The sequence below is a fragment of the Streptomyces sp. NPDC017991 genome (assembly GCF_044328075.1).
GTDB lineage: Bacteria > Actinomycetota > Actinomycetes > Streptomycetales > Streptomycetaceae > Streptomyces.
Genome location: NZ_JBIRGP010000010.1, coordinates 257,939 through 282,399, shown reverse-complemented (window position 1 = coordinate 282,399; position 24,461 = coordinate 257,939). Strand labels below are relative to the sequence as shown.

Annotated in this window: 25 protein-coding genes; 10 read left to right on the top strand and 15 right to left on the bottom strand. The window is 70.6% G+C overall.

Going from position 1 to position 24,461, the window contains the following annotated elements; translation table 11 throughout:
* Positions 1-70: 70 nt before the first annotated feature.
* Positions 71-1,435, bottom strand: a complete 1,365-nt coding sequence (locus ACH4DZ_RS28715) for a phospholipase (protein WP_398290257.1) — start codon at positions 1,433-1,435, stop codon at positions 71-73.
* 251 nt (positions 1,436-1,686) lie between these two features.
* Here ACH4DZ_RS28715 and ACH4DZ_RS28710 point away from each other — a divergent pair, with 251 nt between their 5' ends.
* Entirely contained in the window at positions 1,687-2,178 is a 492-nt protein-coding gene (locus ACH4DZ_RS28710; RefSeq protein ID WP_398290256.1) for a DUF5709 domain-containing protein, read from the top strand.
* A gap of 56 nt (positions 2,179-2,234) precedes the next feature.
* Here ACH4DZ_RS28710 and ACH4DZ_RS28705 read toward each other — a convergent pair whose 3' ends face one another.
* From ACH4DZ_RS28705 to ACH4DZ_RS28695, 3 genes are all read right to left on the bottom strand, one after another.
* Positions 2,235-2,627, bottom strand: coding sequence for a DUF3662 domain-containing protein (locus ACH4DZ_RS28705; RefSeq protein ID WP_384813939.1), 393 nt, complete (start codon positions 2,625-2,627; stop codon positions 2,235-2,237).
* A gap of 85 nt (positions 2,628-2,712) precedes the next feature.
* Positions 2,713-4,770: a CocE/NonD family hydrolase gene (locus ACH4DZ_RS28700; protein ID WP_398290255.1), complete on the bottom strand. Its 2,058-nt coding sequence runs from the start codon at positions 4,768-4,770 to the stop codon at positions 2,713-2,715.
* A 75-nt stretch (positions 4,771-4,845) separates the two neighbouring features.
* Positions 4,846-6,162 (bottom strand): acetyl-CoA carboxylase biotin carboxylase subunit family protein, encoded by a 1,317-nt coding sequence (locus tag ACH4DZ_RS28695; protein WP_398290254.1) that lies wholly within the window; start codon positions 6,160-6,162, stop codon positions 4,846-4,848.
* Positions 6,163-6,370: 208 nt separating this feature from the next.
* Here ACH4DZ_RS28695 and ACH4DZ_RS28690 point away from each other — a divergent pair, with 208 nt between their 5' ends.
* Positions 6,371-6,538 (top strand): hypothetical protein, encoded by a 168-nt coding sequence (locus ACH4DZ_RS28690; RefSeq protein ID WP_398290253.1) that lies wholly within the window; start codon positions 6,371-6,373, stop codon positions 6,536-6,538.
* Positions 6,539-6,641: 103 nt separating this feature from the next.
* Positions 6,642-6,860, top strand: a complete 219-nt coding sequence (locus tag ACH4DZ_RS28685; RefSeq protein ID WP_398290372.1) for a DUF4190 domain-containing protein — start codon at positions 6,642-6,644, stop codon at positions 6,858-6,860.
* A 71-nt stretch (positions 6,861-6,931) separates the two neighbouring features.
* On the opposite strand, the gene ACH4DZ_RS28680 is transcribed toward ACH4DZ_RS28685, so the two are convergent.
* From ACH4DZ_RS28680 to ACH4DZ_RS28670, 3 genes are all read right to left on the bottom strand, one after another.
* The gene (locus ACH4DZ_RS28680; RefSeq protein ID WP_398290252.1) at positions 6,932-7,819 is read right to left on the bottom strand and encodes a glycoside hydrolase family 19 protein; all 888 of its coding nucleotides are present in this window, start codon (positions 7,817-7,819) and stop codon (positions 6,932-6,934) included.
* A 228-nt stretch (positions 7,820-8,047) separates the two neighbouring features.
* A complete protein-coding gene (locus ACH4DZ_RS28675; RefSeq protein ID WP_398290251.1) occupies positions 8,048-9,448 on the bottom strand; it encodes an aldehyde dehydrogenase family protein in 1,401 nt (466 codons plus the stop codon).
* Between the two features lie 91 nt (positions 9,449-9,539).
* Positions 9,540-9,986 carry a MarR family winged helix-turn-helix transcriptional regulator gene (locus tag ACH4DZ_RS28670; protein ID WP_398290250.1) on the bottom strand — a complete coding sequence of 149 codons (447 nt, stop codon included), beginning with the start codon at positions 9,984-9,986 and terminating at the stop codon, positions 9,540-9,542.
* A 187-nt stretch (positions 9,987-10,173) separates the two neighbouring features.
* On the opposite strand from ACH4DZ_RS28670, the gene ACH4DZ_RS28665 reads away from it, so the two are divergent.
* The 6 genes from ACH4DZ_RS28665 (at position 10,174) to urtE (ending at position 16,503) form a co-directional block, all read left to right on the top strand.
* Positions 10,174-11,316, top strand: a complete 1,143-nt coding sequence (locus ACH4DZ_RS28665; RefSeq protein WP_398290249.1) for a substrate-binding domain-containing protein — start codon at positions 10,174-10,176, stop codon at positions 11,314-11,316.
* Positions 11,317-11,603: 287 nt separating this feature from the next.
* Positions 11,604-12,830, top strand: a complete 1,227-nt coding sequence (urtA, locus tag ACH4DZ_RS28660) for an urea ABC transporter substrate-binding protein (protein WP_398290371.1) — start codon at positions 11,604-11,606, stop codon at positions 12,828-12,830.
* A gap of 61 nt (positions 12,831-12,891) precedes the next feature.
* Positions 12,892-13,788, top strand: a complete 897-nt coding sequence (urtB, locus tag ACH4DZ_RS28655; RefSeq protein ID WP_398290247.1) for an urea ABC transporter permease subunit UrtB — start codon at positions 12,892-12,894, stop codon at positions 13,786-13,788.
* On the top strand, positions 13,785-14,963 hold the full coding sequence (gene urtC / locus ACH4DZ_RS28650) for an urea ABC transporter permease subunit UrtC (protein WP_398290246.1): 1,179 nt from the start codon (positions 13,785-13,787) through the stop codon (positions 14,961-14,963). The genes urtB and urtC overlap by 4 nt, the downstream gene beginning before the upstream one ends.
* On the top strand, positions 14,960-15,811 hold the full coding sequence (gene urtD, locus ACH4DZ_RS28645) for an urea ABC transporter ATP-binding protein UrtD (protein WP_398290245.1): 852 nt from the start codon (positions 14,960-14,962) through the stop codon (positions 15,809-15,811). The genes urtC and urtD overlap by 4 nt, the downstream gene beginning before the upstream one ends.
* A complete protein-coding gene (gene urtE, locus ACH4DZ_RS28640) occupies positions 15,808-16,503 on the top strand; it encodes an urea ABC transporter ATP-binding subunit UrtE (protein WP_398290244.1) in 696 nt (231 codons plus the stop codon). Before urtD ends, urtE begins: the two co-directional genes overlap by 4 nt.
* A 10-nt stretch (positions 16,504-16,513) precedes the next feature.
* Here the strand turns inward: urtE and ACH4DZ_RS28635 are convergent, their stop codons facing one another.
* The 7 genes from ACH4DZ_RS28635 to ACH4DZ_RS28605 all read right to left on the bottom strand — a co-directional run bounded on the left by ACH4DZ_RS28635 (position 16,514) and on the right by ACH4DZ_RS28605 (position 23,129).
* Positions 16,514-17,209: a DNA polymerase beta superfamily protein gene (locus ACH4DZ_RS28635; RefSeq protein ID WP_398290243.1), complete on the bottom strand. Its 696-nt coding sequence runs from the start codon at positions 17,207-17,209 to the stop codon at positions 16,514-16,516.
* 143 nt (positions 17,210-17,352) lie between these two features.
* Entirely contained in the window at positions 17,353-18,498 is a 1,146-nt protein-coding gene (locus ACH4DZ_RS28630) for an LLM class flavin-dependent oxidoreductase (RefSeq protein WP_398290242.1), read from the bottom strand.
* An 82-nt stretch (positions 18,499-18,580) separates the two neighbouring features.
* Entirely contained in the window at positions 18,581-19,804 is a 1,224-nt protein-coding gene (locus ACH4DZ_RS28625) for an SfnB family sulfur acquisition oxidoreductase (protein ID WP_398290241.1), read from the bottom strand.
* Positions 19,805-19,806: 2 nt separating this feature from the next.
* Positions 19,807-20,361: an NADPH-dependent FMN reductase gene (gene ssuE / locus ACH4DZ_RS28620; protein ID WP_398290240.1), complete on the bottom strand. Its 555-nt coding sequence runs from the start codon at positions 20,359-20,361 to the stop codon at positions 19,807-19,809.
* Positions 20,362-20,417: 56 nt separating this feature from the next.
* Positions 20,418-21,614 carry an acyl-CoA dehydrogenase family protein gene (locus ACH4DZ_RS28615; RefSeq protein ID WP_398290239.1) on the bottom strand — a complete coding sequence of 399 codons (1,197 nt, stop codon included), beginning with the start codon at positions 21,612-21,614 and terminating at the stop codon, positions 20,418-20,420.
* 51 nt (positions 21,615-21,665) lie between these two features.
* Positions 21,666-22,850 carry a dimethylsulfone monooxygenase SfnG gene (gene sfnG, locus ACH4DZ_RS28610; protein ID WP_398290238.1) on the bottom strand — a complete coding sequence of 395 codons (1,185 nt, stop codon included), beginning with the start codon at positions 22,848-22,850 and terminating at the stop codon, positions 21,666-21,668.
* Between the two features lie 201 nt (positions 22,851-23,051).
* A complete protein-coding gene (locus ACH4DZ_RS28605; RefSeq protein WP_398290370.1) occupies positions 23,052-23,129 on the bottom strand; it encodes a putative leader peptide in 78 nt (25 codons plus the stop codon).
* A 143-nt stretch (positions 23,130-23,272) separates the two neighbouring features.
* On the opposite strand from ACH4DZ_RS28605, the gene ACH4DZ_RS28600 reads away from it, so the two are divergent.
* On the top strand, positions 23,273-24,193 hold the full coding sequence (locus ACH4DZ_RS28600; protein WP_398290237.1) for a LysR family transcriptional regulator: 921 nt from the start codon (positions 23,273-23,275) through the stop codon (positions 24,191-24,193).
* A gap of 25 nt (positions 24,194-24,218) precedes the next feature.
* Here ACH4DZ_RS28600 and ACH4DZ_RS28595 read toward each other — a convergent pair whose 3' ends face one another.
* The gene (locus tag ACH4DZ_RS28595) at positions 24,219-24,386 is read right to left on the bottom strand and encodes a hypothetical protein (RefSeq protein WP_398290236.1); all 168 of its coding nucleotides are present in this window, start codon (positions 24,384-24,386) and stop codon (positions 24,219-24,221) included.
* Positions 24,387-24,461 lie beyond the last annotated feature (75 nt).

The following is a 24,461-nucleotide window of genomic DNA, read 5'->3' as shown; positions in this document are numbered from 1 at the left end:
GCCCCGTCGGGCTGCCGGTACGCCGCTTCCTCCGGTAGGACCGGGGCAAGCGGCGTACCTGCGTCCGGCGTCAGTACGTGTACGTGTTGAGCGTCGCCACCGCCGAGGCCGGCGAGCCGAGGTCGTACCGGTCCACCGCGAGGAAGTTGGGCTTCTTGCGGGCGGCGGGCTGGCAGAACCGCTGCGCCCGGTCGGTGAGTTTGGTGTTGTCGGTGGTCGCGGTCGAGGCGATGGCCGCGTCCCGGAAGTGGTTCATGACGAAGAGCGGGCGGAAGGGCGGCGCCGTAGCCGTGAGGGGGACGTTGGTGTCGGCGTCGTACCAGCGGCTGTAGCAGGACCAGTCGGAGCCGCCCAGGCCCGAGCCCATGGACCAGTAGTTCTCCACGGTCCACTCGCGCTGGTACATGACACCGAAGCTGTCCCGGGTGAGCCCGGCGGACTCGTCGGCGGCACGGCTGTGGTCGGTGAAGAGGAGCAGCCGGTCGTCGGCGGCGATCAGGTCCGCCACCTTCGGCCAGCCGTTGGCGCGTACGCCGGTCCGGTCCGGGCGGTAGAGGACGTCGGACAGGCCGTTCACCCGGGCCAGTTCACCGCGCAGGACCCCGGGGTCGACGTAGTCCTCCAGGAAGACCGTGACGATTTGACTCGGGTTCTGCCGCAGGAAGTCGACCATGCGCTGGAGGTCCACGTTCAGGGCCACCGGCCTGCTGACGAGGGTGCAGCTGTTGTGGCACAGGATCGCGCCGTCCGAGGTCTGGTGGATGTCCAGCATGAACCCGCGTACGCCGTCGGCGAGTTGCTGGTTGATGCCGCGGCTCTGGTTCGGGACGAGGTTGACGAAGGGCGGGGCGAACCCGCCGTCGACGCCGTTCGCGTAGGCGTTGTGGGAGGTGAGGAAGGTGACCTGGTCCAGGGTGCGCCGGTCCGCGGACGGCATCGGGGAGGTCGGGGACGTCACCGGGGTCAGGTACCAGGCGGCGGGGTCGCCCGCCGCGCCCACGACCAGCTGGGCGGGGTAGTTGGCGCCGGAGGCCTTGGCCCCGACGGTCAGGTACTGGTCGGCGCCGGGCACCTTGAGCCGGTAGCGGTCGGTGCCCGTCGACGTGATCTCCCACGCGGCGTCGGCGCTCGCGCAGGCCACGGTTCTCGCCTGGCCCCCCGACCGGCCCAGGCAGCTGCCGGCCGTGTCGGTGTTCTCCAGGACGTACGAGGCGCCGGTGGCCCGCAGCGACCACTGCTGGCGGTCCTCGTTGCCCTTGGGGTTGCGCTGGACGACCGCTCCCCCGCTGTCGGCGGCGTTCAGGCCGGTGAGCGCGCTCTGTACGTGGAACACGCCCGCCGTCGGCACCTCCGCGGCGTACGAGGGAGCGGCCAGGGCGGTGGTCAGTGCCGCTCCGGCGGCGGTGGCAGCGAACAAGGGGCGGAATCTCCGCATGGTGGTGAGGTCCCTTCGGCAGCGCGGCGGCGCCTGGTCGGCGGCCGGGAAAGTGGGGGGTCTGCGCGGGACACTCAATCGGGTTGGTATGTACCGGTCAATAGCGTGGGCCTGCCGGACGCCGTCGGGGCGGTGAAGATCGCCACCGTCCCGGCCCACCTCGGACGCTCCGGTGTTTCACGGGACGTATGCCGGGCACCGCGGTACTCCTACGGGGAGCAAGAAATGATCACCGCGCCAGGAGGACGGACATGAGCGACGACAGCATGGCGGACGACGTCTACCAGCCCACGGGGACCAACGAGGAGCAGGCGGACGCCGCCCCGCTGGACCTCCAGGACGCGGTGGACGAACGTACGTACGACGATGTGCTCGACGAGGGCTACTCACCCCCCGAGAAGCCGCTGGGGGTCACCAGGAGCGGGGTCACGGCGGCCGAGCAGCACGAGGGCGAGAGCCTCGACGAACGGCTGCGCCAGGAGGTCCCCGACGAGGAGACCCCGGCCGGCGACGGCGTCGGTGACCTGCCCTACGGGGAGGGCGAGGCGACCGACCCCGAGGCCGGTGACGAGCGCGCCGGCCGGCTGGTGGCACCGGACGAGGGCACGCACGAGGACATGACGAAGGAAGCCGTCGCCTCGGACATCGGCATCGACGGCGGAGCGGCGGGCGCCGAGGAGGCCGCGGTCCATCTCATCCCCGAGGAGGAGGAGCTGCCGCCGACACCTCTGCGGCGCGACTGACCCGGCGGTCCGCCCGGCCGGCACCCGCGGGACTCGGGCGGGGCAGGTGCGGGCACTCAGTGCTGGAAGGCGCCGGCCCGCACATGCTTCATGACGGCGCTCGCCACCCGGTACCGGCCGTTGGGGAGGTCCGGTGACCTGGTGACGTGCACCGTCAGCGGGCCGGCCCATTCGTAGCCCTGTTTCTCGCCGTGGCGCAGCAGGCTGTCGGTGAGCACCTGGTCGATACGGCCGCCGTTGCGCTCCAGTTCCTCGTGGGCGAACTCGGCCAGCTCGACGTCGTAGGCGTTGGGTACGACGGTCCGGCTCTCGCTGCACACCACGATGTGGTCGTCGCACTCCTTGTGCAGGGCCTCTATCAGTTCGACCGGTTCCTTGTGGCGAAAATGCGCGAGCAGGGACCCTCCGAAGCGTTCCATGGCTCGTTCCAGACCAGTGAGTGTGCTCACGCCTCAACGTCTCCTAGATGGTGTCGTCGTGTTCCGCTCTTCTTCTGCGGGTGCCCGGGCGGTGGAGAAAGACGCGTCCGGGCGCCTACAGCAGGTCCCGCGGCACCGTCTCGTTCCAGGTGCGGGAGAAGACCCGGCGCCCGCCCTCGTAGCCGTCCAGCGTGGCGTCCACGAAGAAGTCCGTCTCGTCGCAGGTCAGCCGCGTGTGCGTCTCCACACGGACATCCCAGTCGCCGCGCCGGAAGCGCATGGTCCAGGTCGACTCACCGGTGGCCGAGGTGAAGTCGTCGGCGACGGAGGTGTAGCGCTCGTAGGCGCGACGGCCGACATCGAGATCGATCTCGTCGAAGTGGACGAGTCCCTGGTCCTTCACGATCTCCAGTTCGGCGCGGTAGTCGACCATGTCGCGCTTCACCTCCCACCGTGCGTCCGGGGCGGTCACCCGGGTGACGGACAGCGGAGGTGTGCCCTCGGGCTCCTCGAACGGGTTCACCGGCACCCCGTCCGGTTGGTCCGTCGGACGGACGGGGAGGGTGAGCGTGCTGGAGCCCTCGTACACGCTCAGCAGCGCCGGCTCGGGGGGCGGCCAGGCGAGCGGCCAGTACGACGTGGACAGGGAGAGGCGGACCCGGTGGCCGGGCGGGAACGCCTGCGCCACTCCGTTGAGCTGGACGGTGGCGCGGTAGCGCGTGCCCGGCTCCAGGGGCTGGGGGTTCTCGGTGCTCTCCCGGCGGGTGATGTTGAGCAGACCGTAGGTGACGCGGGTGGCGGCGCCGTCGGGGCTCACGTCGGACAGCCGCGCGGCCACCATCGCGACCGGCCGGTCGGCCGCGAGGTCGAGTTCCACGGTCGGTGAGCCGAGGATCTCCAGCCGTTCGGTCAGCGGCTCGGTCTCGAAGACGAGGGAACCGCCGTCCTCCTCGCGCTGGTCGTACGGCAGGTCCGGGGGCGCGTTGTAGGAGGCCCACTTGCCCGCGAACTGCCCGACGGACAGGGGCGACCGTACGGTCATCACGGCGCCGTCCCCGGCGGCATCGGCGCCGGCTCGGGCGCCGGCACCGGCCTCGACCGGTGTACCGATCCGGTGCCGGGTCAGCGGATACCTGACGGGTTCGATCTGCGGAGACGGCCAGGTCGGCTCGGCGACCCAGCGGCCCGGGCGCTCCTCGTACGACGTGGACGGGGGCACGCTGTCCTGCATCCAGGTGCGCAGCACGGGGCCGTCCATGACGCCGTTGTCGACGCCCTTGAGCCAGTGGTCCCACCAGCGCACCACTTCCTGGAGGTAGCCGATGGCGGGGCCGGGCTCCCCGAGGTGGGGGAACTTGTGCGACCAGGGGCCGATCAGTCCCTTGCGGGGTACGTCCAGGTTGCCGAGCAGCCGGGTCACGGCGTTGGAGTAGCCGTCCGCCCAGCCGCTGGAGGCGAGGACGGGGCACCGTACGGCCGTGTAGTCCTCGGCGACCGAGGCGTGCCGCCAGTAGTCGTCCCGGCGCTGGTGGCGCAGCCAGGGCAGGACCCAGGGGCCGGAGTTCTCCAGGCGTTCGTGCCACATCTCGCGCCAGCGGTCGCCGACCACGGCGGGGTCGGGCGGCAGGGTCGCGTAGGCGAACATGGTGCCCGCCTCGGCGAGGTTGTCCGACAACATGGCACCGCCCATGTAGTGCATGTCGTCGGCGTGCCGGTCGTCCGTGAAGGACGCGATGACGACGGCGCGCAGGTTCGGCGGCTGCCGGGCGGCCACCTGGAGGGCGGCGAAGGCACCCCAGGACAGGCCCATCATGCCGGTGTTGCCGTCGCACCAGGGCCGGTCGGCGAGCCAGGCGAGGACCGCTTCCGCGTCGGCCTGTTCCTGTTCGAGGTACTCGTCCCTCAGCACCCCCTCCGAGTCGCCGGTGCCGCGCACGTCGACGCGTACACAGGCGTATCCGTGCCCGGCGATGTAGGGGTGGTGCAGGGAGTCGCGCACCGAGGTGAGGTCGCGTTTGCGGTAGGGGATGTACTCCAGGACCGCGGGCACGGGCTCGTTGTCGGAAGAGGTGGGGCGCCAGACACGGGCCGACAGCTGGACGCCGTCGGGCATCGGGATACGGACGTCCTCCTCCTCCTTCGTCGCGTACGGCAGATTGCTCACGTAGCGCATGAGGCGGACTCACTCCTTTTCGCGCGGCCGTCGTGCGTGCGGCCGTTGTGCGTTCGTTCGTCAGGCGTGCGGGCGTCAGGCGTGCGGGCGTTCCTGGGGGCTCTCGTCGAAGGCGAGTCCCAGGGCGGCCACGCAGTGGTCGTACTTCGCCCTCAGGTCCTCCTCACTGTTCCCGCCGGTGAATATGTGCGCCAGTTCGTAGCTGTAGGAGTCCTGCTGCGAGAGATCGGAGAGGACCTGCCCCTCCTCGGTGGTGACGTCCACGCGCACACCGTCGGCCTCGCGCTCGATGCGGGCGAGGTCGTCGGCCGAGGGCACGTCCCGCACGACGCCGTCGGTGAACCAGCGGTAGTACCACTTCGCGGCCATCGCGTACGGGCCCTTGCGCTGCGGCATGGCCGGATCGTCGCCCAGGGCGAGGCCGAGCATGGCGTGGTGGTTGGGCACGCCGTCGACGTACTCGAACAGCTCGGCGTGGGACTGGGAGTGCCTGGGGTTGATCTCCAGCAGGCTGATCTCCTGGGTCTTCGGGTCGAAGAAGTACTCCACGCTGAAGGTGGCCGACTCGAAGCCGATCCGGCGCATCACGCGTTCGGTGACGTCGTGCAGCTGCGCGATCACCGCCGGCGGAAGTGTCGAGGGGTACTGGTGCCGCTGGAAGCTGGAGGTGCCGGGGTAGTTGATGGAGTCGAGCACGCCGTAGACGGTGACCTCGCCCTCGTGGACGTACCCCTCGACGGCGACCTGGAGGCCCGTCATGGTCTCCTCGGCGAGGCAGACCTGGGCGCCGACGCCCTCCATCTCGGGCGGCAGCTCGATCCGGTCGAGGATGTCCTCGAAGGGACGGCCCACCCGGGAGATCCCCTCGCGTATCTGCCGCACGGCGTCCCGGAACTCGTCCATGTCCTCGACGCCGAAGGCGAGTTCGGAGGAGTACGAGAGCGCGGGCTTGACCCACATCGGGAACCGTACGTTCTCGGGCGGGCGCGGGTCGTCGGTGTCCAGGTCGACCCGGCCGAACCGCGGGTGCCTGTCGGTGACCTTCTGCTGCTCCAGCCGGCTCCAGTACTTGTGCTCGCACTTGACCACGGACTCCAGGCTGGTGCTACGGGTCCCGTAGTGCTCGGCGAGGATCGGCACGAGGGTGCTCACGGGGAAGTCCCAGTAGCCGACGATCGCGTCGATCTCGCCGTCGAAGGCGTCCAGTACGGCCCGGGCCTTGTCGATGAGCTCCGGGACGGACACCTCGCCGCTCTGCAGTTCCTCGATCGTCAGCAGCGGGTGGTACCGCAGCGACTTGGCCGCCGCGGCCGCTTCGAGCGTGGGCAGGTTGGCGTCGTCGAGGCCTACCACGAAGACGTTCTTCACATCGGGCTGGTTCTTTTCGGGCACCGGCAACCTTCCTGTTCTGCGAGTTCGCACAGTTCGCCCTGGGATCGGGCGGAAGACCGTGGGGTACCCCTGAGCGCCGGGGCGAATCTTCGCCGTCGCCCAAAGTGTTCGCAGGTGTGATGTGGAGCCGCCGGGACACCCGTATCCGCATGTTCATGAAGAGGCGATCCACAGCATTGCCCTTGTCCCCGCACGAACGGGAGCAGATGTGATCTTCCTTGTCGTGGCCGTCCTGGTGCTGGCCGTCCTGCTCGGATCGGCCGCCTATCTCCCTCTGCCCGTGACCGTCGTGGCCGGTGTGGCCATCGCCGCGTGGCTGGCCGTGTTCGCGGTGCGTGAGCGGCGCAAGCACGGCAGCCGGACCGGAAGGGCGTGACGTGATGCGGCTTACGGAGTCCCGGCGACGGGAGAACGGTGAGCGGAAGACCGGTGAGCGGGAGAACGGCGGGCGTCGGACCGGCAGGCGGGACACCGAGGGAATGGCCGTGGCCTCCTTCGTCCTCGGCCTCGTCGGACTCCTCGTCCTCAACTTCTTCCTCGGCCCGATCGCGATCGTGCTGGCCGTCATGGCCCTGCGCCGGGGCACGCCCCGCCGCTTCAGGGCGCTGCTCGGGCTGTGGCTCGGCATCGCGGACATCGTGGTGCTCGCCGTCCTGATGGCGGCGAACGGCGGCACGTCGTGGAGCATTCTCGGCTGACCGCGGACATACGGGAGCGCTGTTGCACGGCCGGTGGTGAACCGGCCGTGCAACAGCGCTCAAGTGGTGTGTCAGCAGTACAGGTTGTTGCCCGCCGTCGTGCCGAGGATCCCCACGAACCGCTGATAGCTGTCCACCCGGCTCTGCACCTGGGCCGGGTTCTTGCCGTCGCACTCCAGCGAACCGTTGATGGAGCGGATGGTCTGGCCGAAGCCCGCGCCGTTGACCATCGCGTTGTGGCCGGTCATGGAGCCGGGACCGGACTGGGTGTTCCAGTACCAGAGGCCGGTCTTCCAGGCCACCGCGGAGTCGTTCTGCACGAGCCAGGGGTTGTTCAGGAGGTCGATGCCGAGCGCGTCACCGGCGGCCTTGTAGTTGAAGTTCCAGCTGAGCTGGATGGGACCGCGGCCGTAGTACGCGGCCTGGCCGGCCGGGCAGCCGTAGGGCTGGCCCCAGTCGCAGTAGTGCGGGTAGTTGGCGGTGTTCTGCTCGACGATGTGGACCAGGCCGCCGGTCTCGTGGTTGACGTTGGCGAGGAAGGCCGCGGCCTCCTGCTTCTTCACCGTGTCGCTGCCGGTGTTCGCGAAGGCGGGGTAGGCGCTCATCGCGGCCTTCAGCCCGCTGTAGCTGTAGAAGGAGTTCCGGTTCGGGAACATCTGGTTGAACTGGGCCTCGCTGACGACGAACCCTGAGGGGTTGGTGGGTCCGTTGTCACAGGCGTACGGCTCCCAGTACCAGGTGCTGATGACGGGGTCGTAGCCCGGGTTGTCGTGCTCTGCTATGTAGGCCTTGCCGTCGGTGTACCGGACGATGTTCCCGGTCACGTAGGACTTGCCGGCCACCCAGCTCGGGTAGCTCGAACAGGCCGCGGCGGAAGCGCCCGAAGCCGGCAGGAGCACCGGTGCGGCGGTTCCGAGGACGATCGCGGCCACGAACGCGGAGATACGGCGCCTGGACACAGGGTCAACTCCTTCACGGAGCACGGCCGCGGACCCGTACGAGGGCAGCGCGGGGCGGACCTTGTACGCACGTGCCGGTGGGACCGGCCGCGGCGTACGGGGCGGCCGTGGTGGGGGGTGGTGAGGCACACTCCACCACCTTGGTCTGGACCAGTCAAGGGTGTAGACCAGTCAACTCGCCCCGGCGCCGCGTCGCTTCGGGCCGGCGGGCTCGGCCCGTCGGCCGCCTCAGCTCAGCGGCTTCTCCAGTACCGCCTTGCGGTGGCTGAACGTCTCGATCGAGTAGCGGCCGTGGTAGTTGCCCATGCCGCTCTCCCCCACCCCGCCGAAGGGCAGGTCGGAGACGGTGAGATGGGCGAGCGGCAGGCCGAGGCCCAGGCCGCCGGACGAGGTCTCGGCGGCGAGCCGCTCCCGGGTGGTGTCCGACTCGGTGAAGGCGTACAGGGCGAGGGGCTTGTCGCGGTCGTTGATGAAGTCGATGGCCTCGTCGAGACCGGGGACGGTGACGATCGGCAGGACCGGGCCGAAGATCTCCTCGCGCATGACGGGCGCGTCGGGGTCGACGTCGGCCAGGACGGTCGGCGCGATGAACTTCGTGGCACGGTCGGTCCCGCCGCCGACGACGATCCGGCCGGAGTCGAGCAGCCCGCTGAGCCGGTCGAAGTGCCGCTCGTTGATGATCCGCCCGTACTCGGCGGAGGTGGACGCGTCGGACCCGTACAGCTTCTCGACGGCCTCGGTCAGCACGGGCTCCAGGGCGCGGGCGGTCTCCGGGTCGGTCAGGACGTAGTCGGGCGCGACGCAGGTCTGTCCGGCGTTGAGGAACTTGCCGCGTGCCAGGCGCTCGGCGACGACGGTCAGGTCGGCGCCGCGGTCGACGAAGGCCGGGGACTTGCCGCCGAGTTCGAGGGTGACCGGGGTGAGGTGCCGCGCGGCGGCGGTCATCACGATGCGGCCGACGGTGCCGTTGCCGGTGTAGAAGATGTGGTCGAAGCGCTCGGCGAGCAGGGCCGTGGTCTCCGGGATGCCGCCCTCGACGACGGCGACGGCCTCGGTGTCGAGGTAGCGGGGCAGCAGCCGGGCGAGTTCGGCGGAGGTGGCGGGGGCCAGCTCGCTGGGCTTGACGACCACCGCGTTGCCCGCGGCGAGCGCGCCGAGCATCGGCGCGAGCAGGAGTTGCGCCGGATAGTTCCAGGGGGCGATGACCAGGACGACACCGAGCGCGTCGTAGCGCGTCCAGCCCGTCGCGTCGGCGCCGAGGTGCGCGGGGACCGGGGCGGGCTCGGGGCGCAGCCACTCTTCGAGGTGTTCGAGGGTGTGGTCGATCTCCCGGACCACGAAGTCGATCTCGGTGCGGAAGGCCTCGGTGGAGCTCTTGCCCAGGTCGGCGTGGAGGGCGGCGGCGAGTTCCCGGCCGTCCGTGGTGAGCATCTCGCGCAGCCGGTTCAGCTGGTCGGTGCGCCACTCGACGGGCTTGGTGCGGCCGGAGCGGAAGGTGGCGCGCAGCCGGGCCACGACGTCGGCGGGCTGCTCGGGGGTGGGCTGGTTCACGGTGCCTCGCTGGTCGGGGCGGGCCTGTGACCCGCACTCGGTACGTCGAGCGGCAAGCTCGATGTATATACCAACCATTTATACGGCACCAGACATTCCACGCCGGTCGAAACACCCCCCCGAAACACCGAACGGGACGGTGAGGTCACCCAGGAGGCAGAGCAGCCGCTCAGTGGGACGGTTCCGCCGCGGCTCCGTCGAGCGTGTCCACCAGCCGGTGCAGCAGCCCGCGCAGCAGTTCCTCCTCGGCTCCGCCCAGGGCGGGCCACCGCGCGCGCACCTCGCGGTCGACGCGGCGCCAGTACGTCTCGCCCCGCGGGGTGAGGTGGGCGAGGATGCGCCGCCGGTCGAGGGGGTCGACCCGCCGGTGGACCAGGTTCTGGTCGACGAGGTGGTCGACCAGTTTGGTGAGGGTCGCGGGCGGCAGGAAGGCCGCTTCGGCGACCGCCGTCATGGGGTGCCCCTCGCCGTCGGAGAGCAGGGAGAGCACCCGCCAGGCGTCGGGGGTGCAGCCGTGTTCCTCCAGGGCGGCCTGGACCCGGCGCGCGGTCAGCCGTTCGGCCCGTGTCAAGAGGTGGACGAGGTCCTGCGACCGGCGCGGAGGTGGGGTCGGCATCCTTCTCCTCGCTCCCGAGAATCAGCGCTTCCGGGGGGGGCCGACAGGAGGCCCCCACACCAGCAGGGGGTCCGCACATCGTACAAGTCCCGCTTTCCCCGAGGATCTCCCCCGTCCTGCGGGCGCGGCGCCGACCGTACCCCGAGACGGACTGGAGTTCGGGGGACGTTCCCGCAATCATGCCCCCATGGTCCGGCCCGATCCGCCTCCGCCCGCCCCCTCCCCGCTCGCCCCGCCCCCGCCCGACTGGTTCACGGCCGACGACTCGGTGGTCAGCGTGGCTCTGGTCTTCCCCCTGCAGGGCGCCGCCGGAATCTTCGGACCCACCTGCGAGTTGTGCGCGCGGCTCGCCACGGAGCAGGTCAACCGCTCGGGCGGAGTGCTCGGCAAGGAGCTGCGGCTGCTGCCGGTCGACGGCGGTGCCGAACCGCGGCGCGTCGCCGAGAGCGTCGAGGCGCTGGTGGACCTCGGCATCGTGCAGGGCGTCACCGGCTGGCACATCTCCTCCGTACGCCAGGCACTCGCGCCGCGGATCGCCCATCGGGTGCCCTATGTGTATACGGCGCTGTACGAGGGCGGGGAGAACACGGCGGGCGTGTTCCTCACGAGCGAGACGCCGGACGCCCAACTGCGTCCCGCCATGCGCCTGTTGACCCGCGAGCACAGGGTGCGCCGCTGGTTCGTCGTGGGCAACGACTATGTGTGGCCGCGCCGTACGGCCCGGGCCTCGCACCGCTACGCACGCGAGTCGGGTGGCGCGGTCTGCGCGGAGGCGTATCTGCCGCTCGGCACCCATGACTTCGACGCGGTGCTGCGGCGCATCGAGCGGTCGGAGGCGGACGGGGTGCTGATGCTGCTCGTGGGCAGCGACGCGGTGCGCTTCAACCGGGCGTTCGCCGCGGCCGGGCTCGACGAGCGGTGTCTGCGCCTGAGCACGCTGATGGACGAGAACATGCTGATGGCGAGCGGCCCTACGGCCACCGCCGGCCTCTACAGCACGGCCGGGTTCTTCGCGTCCCTCGCCAACCAGGACACGCTGGACCTCCATGGCCGGTACGCCGGGCGGTACGGCGTGGAGGCACCGGTCCTCGGCAGTCTCGGCGAATCGTGTTACGAGGGCGTGCTGTTGCTCGCCGCGCTCGTCGACCGGGCCGGGACCCTGGACGTGACCGCCATCGGCGCCGTCGCGGACACCGTCTCCTACGAGGGTCCGCGCGGGCTGCTGCGGCTGCGCGGCGGTCATGTGCGCCAGCGGATCTACCTGGCGCGGGCGGACGGGGTGGACTTCGACGTGGTGGCCCAGCTGAATCTTCACGGGTCCCGGTCTTGACATGTCCGCGCTTGCGCGAAGATACTTCCCACAGGAAGTAATTAGAATGCCTCGGGCGAACTGTGAATTCATTTCATGAATTCCGTCCGGGGTATTTTTTGTTTCGCGACGGAAACCGGATGAGAGCCGGAAGATACCGCCGGGAAAGTAATGCGAAACATCTTGGAAACAGGCTGACTTGAGGCTGTGGACCGCACGCCAGGAGGAGGTTGTCCTCCCAGCCCGAGGGGGTCCATGTGTCCAGCGATTCCAATCGTTTTGGCGAAGGCCGTTCGTCCCGGCGCCGAGTGGTGGCGGGTGCCGCCGCACTCGCCGCCGCCGTCGCGCTCACCGCGTGCGGCGCCAAGACCGACGCCGCGGGCGGCTCGTCCGACCGGGCCGCGAAGGCCGACACGAGCGGCGACACCGTCAGGGTCGGCCTGCTCAACTCGCTCTCCGGCACCATGGCGATCAGCGAGGTGACCGTACGCGACTCGCTGAAACTGGCGATCGAGGAGATCAACGCCTCGGGCGGAGTGCTCGGCAAGCAGATCGAGCCGGTCAGTGAGGACGGCGCCTCCGACTGGCCGACATTCGCCGAGAAGGCGGCCAAGCTCATCAAGGAGGACCGGGTCGCGGCCACCTTCGGCTGCTGGACCTCCGCGAGCCGCAAGGCGGTGAAACCCGTCTTCGAGAAGAACAAGTCCCTGCTGTTCTATCCCGTGCAGTACGAAGGACTCGAAGAGTCCCCGTACATCTTCTACACGGGGGCGACGACGAATCAGCAGATCGTCCCGGCACTCGACTACCTCAAGAGCCGGGGCGAGAAGAGCATTTACCTCGTCGGCAGCGACTATGTCTTCCCGCGCACCGCCAACAAGATCATCAAGGCGTACGCGAAGGCCAACGGCATGAAGGTGCTCGGCGAGGACTACGCGCCCCTGGGCTCCACCGAGTTCAGCACGATCGCCAACAAGGTGAAGGCGTCGAAGGCCGACGCGGTCTTCAACACCCTCAACGGCGACTCGAACGTGGCCTTCTTCAAGGAGTACAAGTCGGCGGGCCTGACCGCAGGGAGCATGCCGGTCGTCTCGGTGTCGATCGCCGAGGAAGAGGTCAAGTCGATCGGACCGCAGTACCTGGCTGGGCAGTTGACGGCCTGGAACTACTACCAGACGACACCGGGCGCGGCGAACACCGAGTTCGTGAAGGCGTACAAGGCCAAGTACGGCCAGGACAAGCCGACCAGTGACCCGATGGAGGCCGCGTACACCTCGGTCCACCTCTGGAAGGCCATGGTCGAGAAGGCGAAGTCCTTCGATCCGGAGAAGGTGAAGGCGGCCTCGGACGGCATCACCTTCGACGCCCCCGAGGGCAAGGTCACCGTGGACGGCGCGAGCCAGCACATCCGCAAGACCGCCAGGATCGGGAAGATCGGCACCGACGGGCTGATCGAGCAGGTGTGGGACTCCGGGAAGCCGATCGAGCCGGACCCGTTCCTCAAGGGCTACGACTGGGCCTCCGGCCTCTCCTGACCGACCGCGCGTGGGGGCCCTCGTGCGAGGCCCCCGCGTCCTGCCTCCTCGGAGCCGCCGTATGACCGTGATCCTCGGTCAGACCTTCACCGGCATCAGCATTGGTGCCGTCCTGCTGCTCATCGCGCTCGGTCTGTCGCTCACCTTCGGCCAGATGAACGTCATCAACATGGCCCACGGCGAGTTCATCATGGCCGGCGCCTACACCACCTACGTCCTGCAGAAGTCCATCTCCGGCGCGGGTCTGTCCCTGCTCGTGGCGCTGCCCGTCGCCTTCCTGGTGGCGGGGGCGCTCGGCGCGCTGCTGGAGTGGGTGCTCATCCGCCGCCTCTATCTGCGCCCCCTCGACACCCTGCTCGTCACCTGGGGTGTGTCGCTGATGCTCCAGCAGCTCGCCCGGGACATCTTCGGCGCGCCCAACGTGCAGACCCGCGCCCCCGACCGGCTCACCGGGAACATCACCGTCCTCGGCGGCGACGACCCGCTGACGTTCGCGAACAGCCGCCTGTTCATCCTCGGCCTCGCGGTCGCGGCCGTCGTCGCCCTGTCGCTGACCCTGCGGCTGACCTCGCTCGGCCGCCGGATCCGCGGGGTCGTGCAGAACAGGGACCTGGCCGAGGTGTCCGGCATCTCCACCTCACGGGTGGACCGGACCGCGTTCTTCCTCGGCTCCGGACTCGCCGGCGTCGCGGGCGTCGCGCTGACACTGGTCGGCCCGATCGGGCCGACGATGGGCACCAACATCATCATCGACGCGTTCCTGGTGATCGTGGTCGGCGGCATCGGGCAGCTCAAGGGCACGGTGATCGTCGCGTTCGCCCTGGGAGTCATGCAGTCCGTCCTGGAGTACTCCACCACCGTCAGCGTGGCGAAGGTACTCGTCCTCGTGGCCATCGTCGCCTTCCTCCAGTGGCGGCCCCAGGGGCTGTACACACTGCGTACGAGGAGTCTCGTATGACCCTGTTCAAAGGCGCCCCGGCGGGCAAGGGGCCGTCGGCGTCCACCGGCCGCTCGGCCCGCGCGTGGGCCGGATTCGCCGTCGCGGCCGTCGCGCTCTTCGCCCTCGCGCCGCTGGCGCTCTCCGACTTCCGGCTCGGGCTGCTCGCCAAGTACCTGTGCACCGCGATGGTCGCCGTCGGCATCTGCCTGGCCTGGGGCCGCGGCGGTCTGCTCACGCTCGGCCAGGGCGTGTTCTTCGGGCTCGGCGGCTACGCCATGGCGATGCATCTGAAGATCGCGGACGCGGGTCCCGGCAACCTCCCCGACTTCATGCAGCTGTACGGCACCGCGACCGGACTTCCCTGGTGGTGGCAGCCGTTCGGGAACCCGCTGTTCGCACTCGCGGCCGTCGTGCTGCTGCCCATGGCCGTCGCCGCGATCCTCGGTTCGTTCATCTTCCGCCGCCGGGTCAAGGGAGCGTACTTCGCGATCCTCAGCCAGGCGCTCGCCGCGGCCTTCGCGATCTGGCTGATCGGCCAGCAGGCGACGACCGGCGGCACCAACGGGCTCACCGACATCCAGGGCTTCTTCGGCTACGACCTCGACGACCCGGTCAATCAGCGGATGGTGTACTTCGTCATCGCCGCCGTCCTGCTGCTCCTGATCGCCCTGGTCCGGCAGCTGATCCACAGCCGGTACGGCGAACTCCTGGTCGCCGTACGGGACTCGGAGGAGCGGGTGCGCTTCCTCGGGTACGACCCGGCGAACGTGAAGCTCGTCGCGTACGTCGTGGCGGCCGGCACCGCCGGGCTCGCGGGTGCGCTCTTCGTGCCCGCGGTCGGCATCATCTCCCCCGCGATGATCGGCATCGTGCCCTCGATCGAGTTCGTCATCGGCGCCGCGGTCGGCGGCCGGGCGAGCCTCGCCGGGGCGGTGCTGGGCGCGATCGGGGTGGCCTGGGCGAGGACGGCCCTGTCGGAGGAGTTCCCGGCGGCCTGGACCTACTTCCAGGGGCTCCTGTTCGTCGTGGCCCTGGCGTTCCTGCCGGGCGGCCTCGTCTCACTGGCCGGGATCGTGCGGCGGCGCAGGGCCCCGCACCCGAGCGGGGGCGCCGGCCGGGACACCGACGGAGAAGCGGACGGGGATGTCGGCAGGGAGAAATCGTCCGCCCTCCCGCTGGGAGGAGCGGCATGAGTGAGCTGTCCGGGCTTGAGATACGCGGACTGCGGGTGTCCTTCGACGGGTTCACGGCGGTCGACGGGGTGGACCTGGACGTCCGACCCGGCGACCTCCGCTTTCTGATCGGGCCGAACGGCGCGGGCAAGACCACGCTCGTCGACGCCGTCACCGGACTCGTGAAGGCGCGGGGCTCGGTCCTCTTCGGGGGCGAGGAACTGCTCGGCCGGAGCGTGCACCGGATCGCCCGGTCGGGCATCGGCCGGACGTTCCAGACCGCCACCGTCTTCGAGGAACTGACGGTCCTGCAGAACCTGGACATCGCGGCCGGCGCCGGGCGCGGCATGCTGACGATGCTGCGGCGCCGCAAGGGCGTGCCGGAGCCCGTCGCCCGCGCGCTGGAGACGGTCGGGCTCGCGGACCTGGCCGACAGCCTCGCCGGCACGCTCGCCCACGGCCAGAAGCAGTGGCTGGAGATCGGCATGCTGCTCGTCCAGGACGTACGGCTGCTGCTGCTCGACGAGCCGGTCGCCGGGATGAGCCACGACGAACGGCAGGCAACCGGCGAGCTGTTGGAGCACATCAGCGAGGAGCGGACCGTGGTCGTCATCGAGCACGACATGGACTTCATGCGGTCCTTCGCGCGCAGCGTCAGCGTGCTGCACGCGGGCAAGGTGCTCAGCGAGGGGACGGTTGCGCAGGTCCAGGCCGATCCCACGGTGCAGGAGGTGTACCTCGGGCACGCGGCCGTCGGACCCGCGGCCCTCGGCTCCGCCGAACTGTTGCTGCCGGACGAGCCGGAGCCGTCCGGCGGGACCGCGGCCGGCATGACCGGCGCCGCCGTACAGGAGGTGCGAGGCGCATGAAACTGGAGATCGACGACATCCGGGTCGGCTACCACCGCAGTCTCGTCCTGCACGGAGTCGGCGTCGACGTGCCGGACGACGGTGTCGCGGCGGTGCTCGGACACAACGGCGCGGGCAAGAGCACCCTGCTGCGGGCGGCCGTCGGCCTGCTCACTCCGGTGAGCGGCGCGATCAGGCTCGACGGCGAGGACATCACGCGCCGCGCACCGCACGAGCGGGTGGCGCGCGGTATGGCGTACGTGCCGCAGGGGCAGCAGGTCTTCCCTCACCTCACGACGGCGGAGAACCTTCAGCTCGTGGCCGACGGCCGCAGACGGGGGAAGGCGGCGGTCTCGGAGGCGCTGGACCTGTTCCCGGTGCTGCGCGCCCTGTCGACGCGGCGGGCGGGTCTGCTCTCGGGCGGCCAGCGTCAGCAACTCGCCATCGCCCGGGCCCTGGTGACGGACCCTCGGATCCTGCTGCTCGACGAGCCGACCGAGGGCATCCAGCCCTCGGTCGTGGCGGAGATCGAGGAGACGGTCCTCGCCCTGGCCGCGCGCGGCGGACTCTCCGTGCTCCTCGTCGAGCAGCACGTCGGTTTCGCGATGCGGGCGGCCCAGCGGTACTACGTCCTGGAGGCCGGGCGGGTCACGTCGTCGGGCGAGGGTGGTCAGGAGGCCGAGCGGTCGGTGCGGGAGGCGTTGAGCGTGTGAGCGGGGCAGGTCACGGCCCGGACCGCGCGTAGTGGTGGGCCCGGACCCGGCGCAGCCAGGCCTCGGCGGGGGCCTCGTCGGCCTGGTCCGGGAGGGCGCTGCGGGTGTCGTCGAAGGCCGCCTCGTACCGCTGGAGCAGGGGCAGCGCGACCATCGCGTCGGCCGCCACCTGCTCGCCGAAGCGGTGGTAGTCGTCCGGGTCCTCCACGCGGATGGTCAGGGCACCGGTGGCGTACAGCTCGAAGCCCTGGTGGCACAGGCGCCGTAGATGCCGGGCGTGCTTGGCGGTGCGCCCGCGGGTCACCGCGGAGGAGGAGTCGGCCCGGCGGTCGTAGAGCCGCTTGAACTGCTGGGTGGCGTAGCCGAGATAGGCGTCACGGACCCGTTTCGCGGAGAGCAGGGTCGTGCGGATGCCGATCAGTTCGTCGCCGAGCGGTGTGCGGACCTCGTACAACTCGTCGGGCAGCCACACCAGTTCGGTCACGGTCGGGTTGCCGCCCAGGGCGAGCCGGCACCACTTGGCCGCTTCGTGGAGGGTGTTGTCGGGCTTGGTCGTGACGTGGGTCTCCCTCGGCCCGTGCAGGCCGTGGAAGTCCTCGGTGGGGGCGGCGAACATGCCGAGCCGGTCCACGTCGGAGCCCTCCCGGGCCAGTCCGTACGCGGTCGAGCCGACGATGCCGGACAGCAGGATGTTCTCGGCGGCCACGGCCGTCCCCCCTTCTCCCCCGCCGCCCCGCTGCCTTGTGCGAGCCGGGCGGCTCGCACAAGGTCATCACCCGGAGGACCGTCGCGTACAGCGAATTTCCTGCGGGTACGGGGGCCGGGCCGGGCAGGCGCGCGGGGAGCGGCTCAGCTCGCGAACGGCACCTGCGCCGAAGGGGCCGGCCGGGCGGCGAAGGGGTGCTGCCACAGGCCCCGCGCGGCGAGCCGGGGCAGGACGCCCTCGCCGAACCAGTACGCCTCCTCCAGGTGCGGGTAGCCGGAGAGCACGAACTCGTCGATGCCGAGGCGGTGGTACTCGGTGACGCGTTCGGCGACCTCGTCGTGGCTGCCGACCAGGGCGGTGCCCGCGCCGCCGCGTACGAGGCCGATGCCCGCCCAGAGGTTGGGGTGGATCTCCAGGCCGTCCCGGCTGCCACCGCCGTGGAGGGCGAGCATGCGCTGCTGGCCCTCGGACTCGCTGCGGGCCAGCCCGGCCTGTACGGACCTCACGGTCTCCGGGTCGAACCCGGCGAGCAGCCGCTCCGCCTCCGCCCAGGCCTGCTCGGAGCTGTCCCGGGTGATGACGTGCAGCCGGATGCCGAACCGGACGGTGCGGCCCTCCTTCTCGGCCAGCGCGCGCACCCGTGCGATCTTCTCGGCGACCTGCGCGGGCGGTTCGCCCCAGGTGAGGTAGACGTCCACGTGCTTGGCGGCGACCTCACCGGCGATGGGCGAGGAGCCGCCGAAGTACACCTCGGGGACCGGGTCGGGCACGCGCGCCAGCTTGGCGTCCTCGACCTTGAGGAACTCGCCGTCCAGATCGACGGTCCTGCCCTGCCACAGGCCCCGGACGATCTCCAGGAACTCGCCGGTCCGGCGGTAGCGGGCGTCCTTGTCGAGGAAGTCGCCGTACGCCCGCTGCTCGTGGCTCTCGCCGCCGGTGACGACGTTGAGGAGGAGGCGTCCGCCGGACTGGCGCTGGAAGGTGGACGCCATCTGCGCGGCGAGCGTCGGCGAGACGAACCCGGGCCGGAAGGCCACCAGGAACTTCAGCCGCTCGGTGTTCTGGCTGACCATCGCGGTGGTCAGCCAGGCGTCCTCGCACCACGCGCCGGTGGGCGTGAGCGCGCCGACGAAGCCGAGGTCCTCGGCCGCGCGGGCGATCTGGCTCAGATACGCGACCGTCGGCGGCCGGTCCCGGCCGGACACCGTGGCCGGGGTGCCGTGGCCGCCCCCGACGACATGGCGGCTGTCGCCGTTGGTGGGCAGGAACCAGTGGAAGGTGAGGGACACGGGTGCGTTCTCCGATCGGGGCGCGGGCGGTGTGAGGGGGTGTGCGGGCACCTGCGTGGGCGGGCGGCTCCACGGTTTCGGCTCAGAGGAGTCCGTGGCGCGGCGGGAGGGTGCCGTTCAGCACGTACCGGCCGATGTGCTGGATCTTCCAGCGGGCCGGGTCGTGCAGGGTGTGGGTGCGTGCGTCGCGCCAGTGCCGGTGCAGGTTCAGGGAGTTGAGGGCGGACCGGGTGCCGGACACCTCGAAGAGCGCGCTCGACATCTCGACGGCGGTCGCCGCCGCGTGCGCCTTGGCCGCGGCCACCGCGATGGACGCCTCGGCGGCCGACTCCTCGGTGAGGCCGTCGCGGGCCGTGTCGACCTCACGGGCCGCCGCGCCGAGCAGCGCCTCGGTGGCCCGCACCCCGACGGCCAGTTCCCCGAAGCGCTGGATGAGCAGCGGGTCCTCGGCCGCGCTCTCCACACCGCTCTCGAACCACGGCCGGCTCTTGGTGCGGACGAAGTCCACGGCCTCCGAGAGCGCGCCCGCCGCGATCCCGGCGTCGATGGCGGCGTGCAGCAACTGGGCGACGGCGCCGTGGAGTTGCGGTTCCTGGAAGGTGAGGTGGTGCGGGAGGACCCGGTCGGCGGGCACGGGCACGGCGTCGAGGCGGACCGTACCGCTGGCGGTGGTGCGCTGCCCCATGCCGTCCCAGTCGTCGACGACCGTCAGGCCCTCGGCGTCCCCGGGTACGTACGCGACGTGCAGGTTGTCGTCCTCGGTGCGGGCGAGGACGGGGATCCAGTCGGCGAACAGGGCGCCCGTGGAGTAGTGCTTGACGCCGGTGAGGACGTACGAGCCGTCCGGCTGCCGTGCCAGGCGGGTGCGGATGTCCTGGACGTGTTTGGTGCCGGCCTCCGACTGGGCGTTGCCGAAGCGGCGCCCGGCCAGCACCTCGCCGAAGAAGAACGCGCGCTGTTGTGCTGTCCCCTGCCGGCGGATCACGTTGACGTAGACGAAGTGGCTCTGCGGGATCTGGGCGAGGCTGGCGTCGGCGGACGCGAGGAGCCGGAACATCTCGGCGAGCGTCTCCTGGGTCACGTCGGCGCCTCCGTGCTCGGCGGGCACGGTGACGGCGAGCAGGCCGGAGTCGGAGAGCCGGTCCAACTCCTCGCGGGGGAGCCTGCGTTCGGCATCCCGGCCGGCTACCCCGGCCCGGAACTCGTCGGCCAGGGCGGCGGCCACGGCCAGGGCCTCGGTGTCGTCGGCGATCACCTTGGCGGCGCCCCGTTCGGAAGCGGTCCCCGTGACCGTGTCTGCTGACATGGTCAGCTCGCCGCGGCCAGGACCGGCCGGCGGCCCAGCGCCTCGGAGAACTGGTCGAGCACCTGGGTCAGCGCCTCGGTGGCCGCGGGCGCCACGGTGAGGCCGCCGTCCTCACCGACCACGATGTCCTTGTCGAGGGTGAACCAGCCCTGGACTATGTGTCGGGCACCCATGGAGCTGAGGACCGGGCGCAGCGCGTAGTCGATGGCCAGCACATGGGCCGTCGTCCCACCCGTGGCCAGGGGCAGCACGGTCTTGCCGGTGAGGGCGTACTGCGGGAGCAGGTCGAGCAGTGCCTTGAGCACCCCGGAGTAGGCGGCCTTGTAGACGGGTGTGCCGATGACGACGCCGTCCGCCCGCGCGACGAGGGCGGTGGCCTCGACGATCGCCGGATGCCGGAAGTCGGCGCCGAGCAGCGCCTCGGCGGGGATCGTACGGACGTCGAGCGGGATCACCTCGTGGCCCTGTGCCGCCAGCCGGTTGTCGAGGTGGCGCAGCAGGCGGTTGGTGCGGGAGGAGGCGGAGGGGCTGCCGGAGACGGACAGGACGGTGGCCATGGGTCCTCTTTCGGGACGGGGGCGCCTCCGTGCGGGAGGCGCCCCGAGGTGGGCGGTCAGGAGTACCAGGTGGGTTCGGGCAGCTCTCCTTCGAGGACCCAGCGGCCGACCTCGCGGCGCTTGTAGGCGACCGGGTCGTGGAGGGTGTGGGTGCGGACGTTGCGCCAGAAGCGGTCGAGGCCTTCGTCGCTGGTGGTGGAGCGGGCGCCGGTCACCTCGAAGATGCGGTTGCTGATCTCCAGGGCGGCATCGGTGGCACGCGCCTTCACGGCGGCCACCCGCACCTCGAAGTCGCCCCGGGTCTTCTCGGTCACCGCGTCCGGGTCGTCGTGCAGTTTCCGGCCCTCGGCGGCGACGGTGTCGGCCAGGGCCTCGACCGCCCGGAGCTTGGCGGTCAGGTCGCCGTAGAGATCGATGACGTACGGCTCGTCGACGGCACGCTCGTGGCCGCCGTGCAGCCAGGAGCGCGCCTTGGTCCGCGTGTACGCCGCCGCGGTCTCCAGGGCTCCGCCGGCGACACCGAGGTAGAAGTTGACGAAGACCAGTTGGATGGTGGGGACGTTGAGCGTGTTGTAGATCCGCGGCCGGAACTCCTTGTCGACGTATCCGGCGGCGGAGGCCCAGGGGGTGCGGACGCCGTCGAGGGTGACGCTGCCGCTCTCGGTGAGCCGCTGACCGATGTTGTCCCAGTCGTCGTGGAAGGTCAGGCCCGCGCTGTCGGACGGCACGATGGCGAAGACGTGCTGGTCGGTGCCTTCGAGGACACCTTCCAGGACGGTGACGTCGGAGACCTTGCTGCCGGTGTAGACGAGGTCGTCGCCGTCCTCGGTCACGACGACGTCCTTGTCACGCGGGTTGACGGCTCCGCCGAAGAACCACTGGTTGCGGGCGGCCTCGGCCTCGACGTGCTCCCACTGCTCGCGGGTGCCGACCAACCGGGCGGCCCAGTTCCACAGGTAGTGGTAGCCGAGGAGCTGGCCGATGGAGCCGTCGGCCTTGGCGATCTCGCGGACGACCCGGTAGGCGGTGGGCCAGTCCTGGCCGCCGCCACCGTGTGCGGCGGGGCCGAGCAGGGTAACGAGTCCGGCGTCCTTCAGCAGCCGGACCTCGGCGTACGGGGTGGCGCCGGCCCGGTCGCGGGCGGCGGCGTCGGTGGCCAGGACGGCGGCCACCTCGGTGGCGCGGTCGATCCAGTCCTGGGCGGTCTTTGGGGCGGGGCGGGTCTGCCAGTCGGCGGGCGTGGCGGTGCTCATGGTGAACCTCTCTCGCATGGGGCTCGCAGTGGGGTGCGGAAGCGGACCGGCTCAGGCGTGGACGGGCGCGACGGGCCCGGACTCGGCTCGGGTGTCCGGGAGTCGGGCCTCCAGTTCGCGCACGAGGGGCAGTACGCGGCGGCCGAAGTACTCGACCTCCTCGTGGTAGTGCAGGAAGCCCAGGAGCAGGAGGTCGACGCCGAGGCGCTTGTAGGCGACGATCCGCTCGGCGATCTGCTCCGGGGTGCCGATGAGCCCCGTACGGAAGCCGTCGTTGTACTGGATCAGGTCCTCGAAGGAGGAGTCCTGCCACATGCCCTTGCCGTCGCCGGCGGACTGTCCGGCCTGCTTCACCGCGGCACCGAAGCCCTCGACGGCCTCGCGGTCGGCGTGCGCGACGATCTCGCGGAGGGTCTCGCGGGCCTCGGCCTCGGTGTCGCGGGCGATCAGGAAGCCGTTGAGACCGAACTTGGGTGCGGCGCGGCCGGCCTGGGCCGCCGATGCCCGTACGTCCGCGAGCTGTTCGACGACTCCGTCGAAGTCCTTGCCGTTGGAGAAGTACCAGTCGGAGACCCGGCCCGCCATGGCGCGCGCGGCGCTGGAGTTGCCGCCCTGGAAGATCTCCGGGTGCGGGCGCTCGGGTGTGTTGAGGGGCTTGGGCTTGAGGGAGAAGTCACGCAACCGGTAGAAGTCACCGGCGAGTTCGGTGTGGTCCTCGGTCCAGATCTGGCGCAGGGCCCGGATGAATTCCTCGGAGCGGCGGATGGGGGCCCCTCCCGGTTCGAGCGGAGCCGAGAAGTGGGGGAGTTCGTCGTGCTCCAGCCAGGGCTCGCCGAGGGCGGTGAACTCGCCCTTGAACCAGCCGGACACGACGTTGACGGCGAAGCGGCCGTTCGACAGGTGGTCGGCGGTGGCGCCGAGTTTGGCGAGGACGCCCGGGTGCCACAGACCGGGGTGGACCGCGGCGATGACCTTCAGGCGCTGGGTGGCGAGCAGCAGGGCGAGGCTGAAGCTGGTCGACTCGTGCTGGAACTCGGCGCCGTAGCTGGCCATGTAGCGGACCTGGCTGAGGGCGTAGTCGAAGCCGTTGTTCTCGGCGAGCACGGCGAGTTCGCGGTTGTAGTCGTAGCCCCAGTCGGTGCGCTGTTCGATCGTGCTGGTGACCAGGCCGCCACTGACATTGGGCACCCAGTAGGCGAAGCGGACGGGGTCTGCGGAAAGGTTCTCTGCAGGCATGAGGAACTCCTGTTGCGGGAATTCGGGCAGGCCGAATTCAGGGGGTCGATTCAGCGGCGTCGGCGGCGTTCGATGAATCGTCGAATTCGGGCGGCGGAATACGTCGCACGGCGATCGGCAGCGGTCGGCCGCGGTCGGGACCGTGGAAGGAACACGGTGGGGCGCGGCGGGCCCGGCGAATCGGGCCGCGGATCCGGTGGATCAGGCCACGGGGCAACAGGCGGCACTGGAGACACGCGCGAGGTCGACATGGCGTCGCCGCGTGAGGTCCAGTCGCATCATCATGTTCTCGATCGTGGCAGCCGCAGGTCCGGACCGTCAAGGAATACCCGATCGGTCTCGTATCCCGGACCGGCGAATTTCACGAAGGCGTGACAGGGCAACCCTTGAACAGGGCGGTACGGGCCCCGCATTCTGGCCGGGTGCGAATAGAGCAGCTGGAATACATCACGGCGGTCACCCGGCTCGGCTCACTGCGCCGGGCCGCCGAGGAACTCCACCTCTCGCAGCCCGCGTTGAGCGAGACCGTCCGCAATCTTGAGCGGGAACTCGGGGTCGACCTCCTGGAGCGCAAACGCTCCGGGGCGAAGATGAGCGCGGAGGGGCGGGAGCTGCTGCCCCACATCATCAATGTGCTGGAGGCGGTGGACCGGCTGCGGGGTGCGGCGGGCGAGCAGCACCGCATCAGCCGCATGGTCCGCGTCGGCACGGTGAACGCGGCGACGGTCCCGCTGCTGTTCCCGGCCGTACGGGAGTTCCGGGCCTCGCATCCGGAGACGCAGGTGGAGGTGGTGGGCGCCCAGCAGTCGGACATCCACCGGACCCTCCTGGAGGGCGGCTTCGACCTGGGTCTGGTGAACCACCTGGAGGGCGACGACGTGGCCGCCGACTTCGAGTACACGGAACTGCTGTGGGGGCGGCCGGTGGTGTGCGTCCGGCCCGACAGTCCGCTGGCGTCGCTGTCCGTGGTGACCGTGCCGGACCTGCTCGCGCAGCCGCTCATCGCCATGCGGTCCGGCTATGTGATGAACCGGTTCGTGCACCGGCTCCTCGGCGACCGTGAGCCGTCCTTCTCCTATTCCACCGACGGCGCGGAGATGGGCAAGCTGATGGTCGCGGAAGGGCTGGGTGCCACGGTGCTGCCCGACTTCAGTGTGATCGACGATCCACTGACCCGGCAGGAAGCGATCACCTGCCGCCCGCTGGCCGGCGACTCCACACGGGTGCTGCTGATGCTCCAGCGGCGCCGGGCGGACTCGGTGCCGCGGGCCGCGCACGACCTGCACGAGGTGTTCGTGCGGCGGGCGGCGGCACTCGGGGGAACGATGACCCGGGCCACCTGACCGCCGCAGGGACAGCGCCGGGCTGTCAGTCCCCGTCGCGCCCCGGGACCACCACGAGGAACGCGTCCGACTCCAGATCCATCACCACGGCCGCGGGCTCGCCCTCGGCGCGGCAACGCGCCGCGTACTCCTCCGCGGGCCACGACCCACGCGGGGCTCCCGCGGGGAACTGCTCCAGCACCTTCGCACCCATGACGGCCGACCTTCCGTGTGAACCGACGTCTCCGCAGAATCCCGTCTGCCCCCGATCGCGCCGCACATGTGACCC

What these genes read in the sequence shown, in the direction of transcription:
- urtB (WP_398290247.1), top strand. Translation starts at nt 12,892, where the DNA reads ATGACCGTGATCCTCGGTCAGACCTTCACCGGCATCAGCATTGGTGCC.
- ssuE (WP_398290240.1), bottom strand. Translation starts at nt 20,361, where the DNA reads ATGGCCACCGTCCTGTCCGTCTCCGGCAGCCCCTCCGCCTCCTCCCGC.
- ACH4DZ_RS28605 (WP_398290370.1), bottom strand. Translation starts at nt 23,129, where the DNA reads ATGCGACTGGACCTCACGCGGCGACGCCATGTCGACCTCGCGCGTGTC.
- urtC (WP_398290246.1), top strand. Translation starts at nt 13,785, where the DNA reads ATGACCCTGTTCAAAGGCGCCCCGGCGGGCAAGGGGCCGTCGGCGTCC.
- ACH4DZ_RS28615 (WP_398290239.1), bottom strand. Translation starts at nt 21,614, where the DNA reads ATGAGCACCGCCACGCCCGCCGACTGGCAGACCCGCCCCGCCCCAAAG.
- urtD (WP_398290245.1), top strand. Translation starts at nt 14,960, where the DNA reads ATGAGTGAGCTGTCCGGGCTTGAGATACGCGGACTGCGGGTGTCCTTC.
- urtE (WP_398290244.1), top strand. Translation starts at nt 15,808, where the DNA reads ATGAAACTGGAGATCGACGACATCCGGGTCGGCTACCACCGCAGTCTC.
- ACH4DZ_RS28670 (WP_398290250.1), bottom strand. Translation starts at nt 9,986, where the DNA reads ATGCCGACCCCACCTCCGCGCCGGTCGCAGGACCTCGTCCACCTCTTG.
- ACH4DZ_RS28685 (WP_398290372.1), top strand. Translation starts at nt 6,642, where the DNA reads ATGGCCGTGGCCTCCTTCGTCCTCGGCCTCGTCGGACTCCTCGTCCTC.
- ACH4DZ_RS28710 (WP_398290256.1), top strand. Translation starts at nt 1,687, where the DNA reads ATGAGCGACGACAGCATGGCGGACGACGTCTACCAGCCCACGGGGACC.
- ACH4DZ_RS28715 (WP_398290257.1), bottom strand. Translation starts at nt 1,435, where the DNA reads ATGCGGAGATTCCGCCCCTTGTTCGCTGCCACCGCCGCCGGAGCGGCA.
- sfnG (WP_398290238.1), bottom strand. Translation starts at nt 22,850, where the DNA reads ATGCCTGCAGAGAACCTTTCCGCAGACCCCGTCCGCTTCGCCTACTGG.
- ACH4DZ_RS28595 (WP_398290236.1), bottom strand. Translation starts at nt 24,386, where the DNA reads ATGGGTGCGAAGGTGCTGGAGCAGTTCCCCGCGGGAGCCCCGCGTGGG.
- ACH4DZ_RS28665 (WP_398290249.1), top strand. Translation starts at nt 10,174, where the DNA reads ATGGTCCGGCCCGATCCGCCTCCGCCCGCCCCCTCCCCGCTCGCCCCG.
- ACH4DZ_RS28625 (WP_398290241.1), bottom strand. Translation starts at nt 19,804, where the DNA reads ATGTCAGCAGACACGGTCACGGGGACCGCTTCCGAACGGGGCGCCGCC.
- ACH4DZ_RS28675 (WP_398290251.1), bottom strand. Translation starts at nt 9,448, where the DNA reads ATGGTTGGTATATACATCGAGCTTGCCGCTCGACGTACCGAGTGCGGG.
- ACH4DZ_RS28700 (WP_398290255.1), bottom strand. Translation starts at nt 4,770, where the DNA reads ATGCGCTACGTGAGCAATCTGCCGTACGCGACGAAGGAGGAGGAGGAC.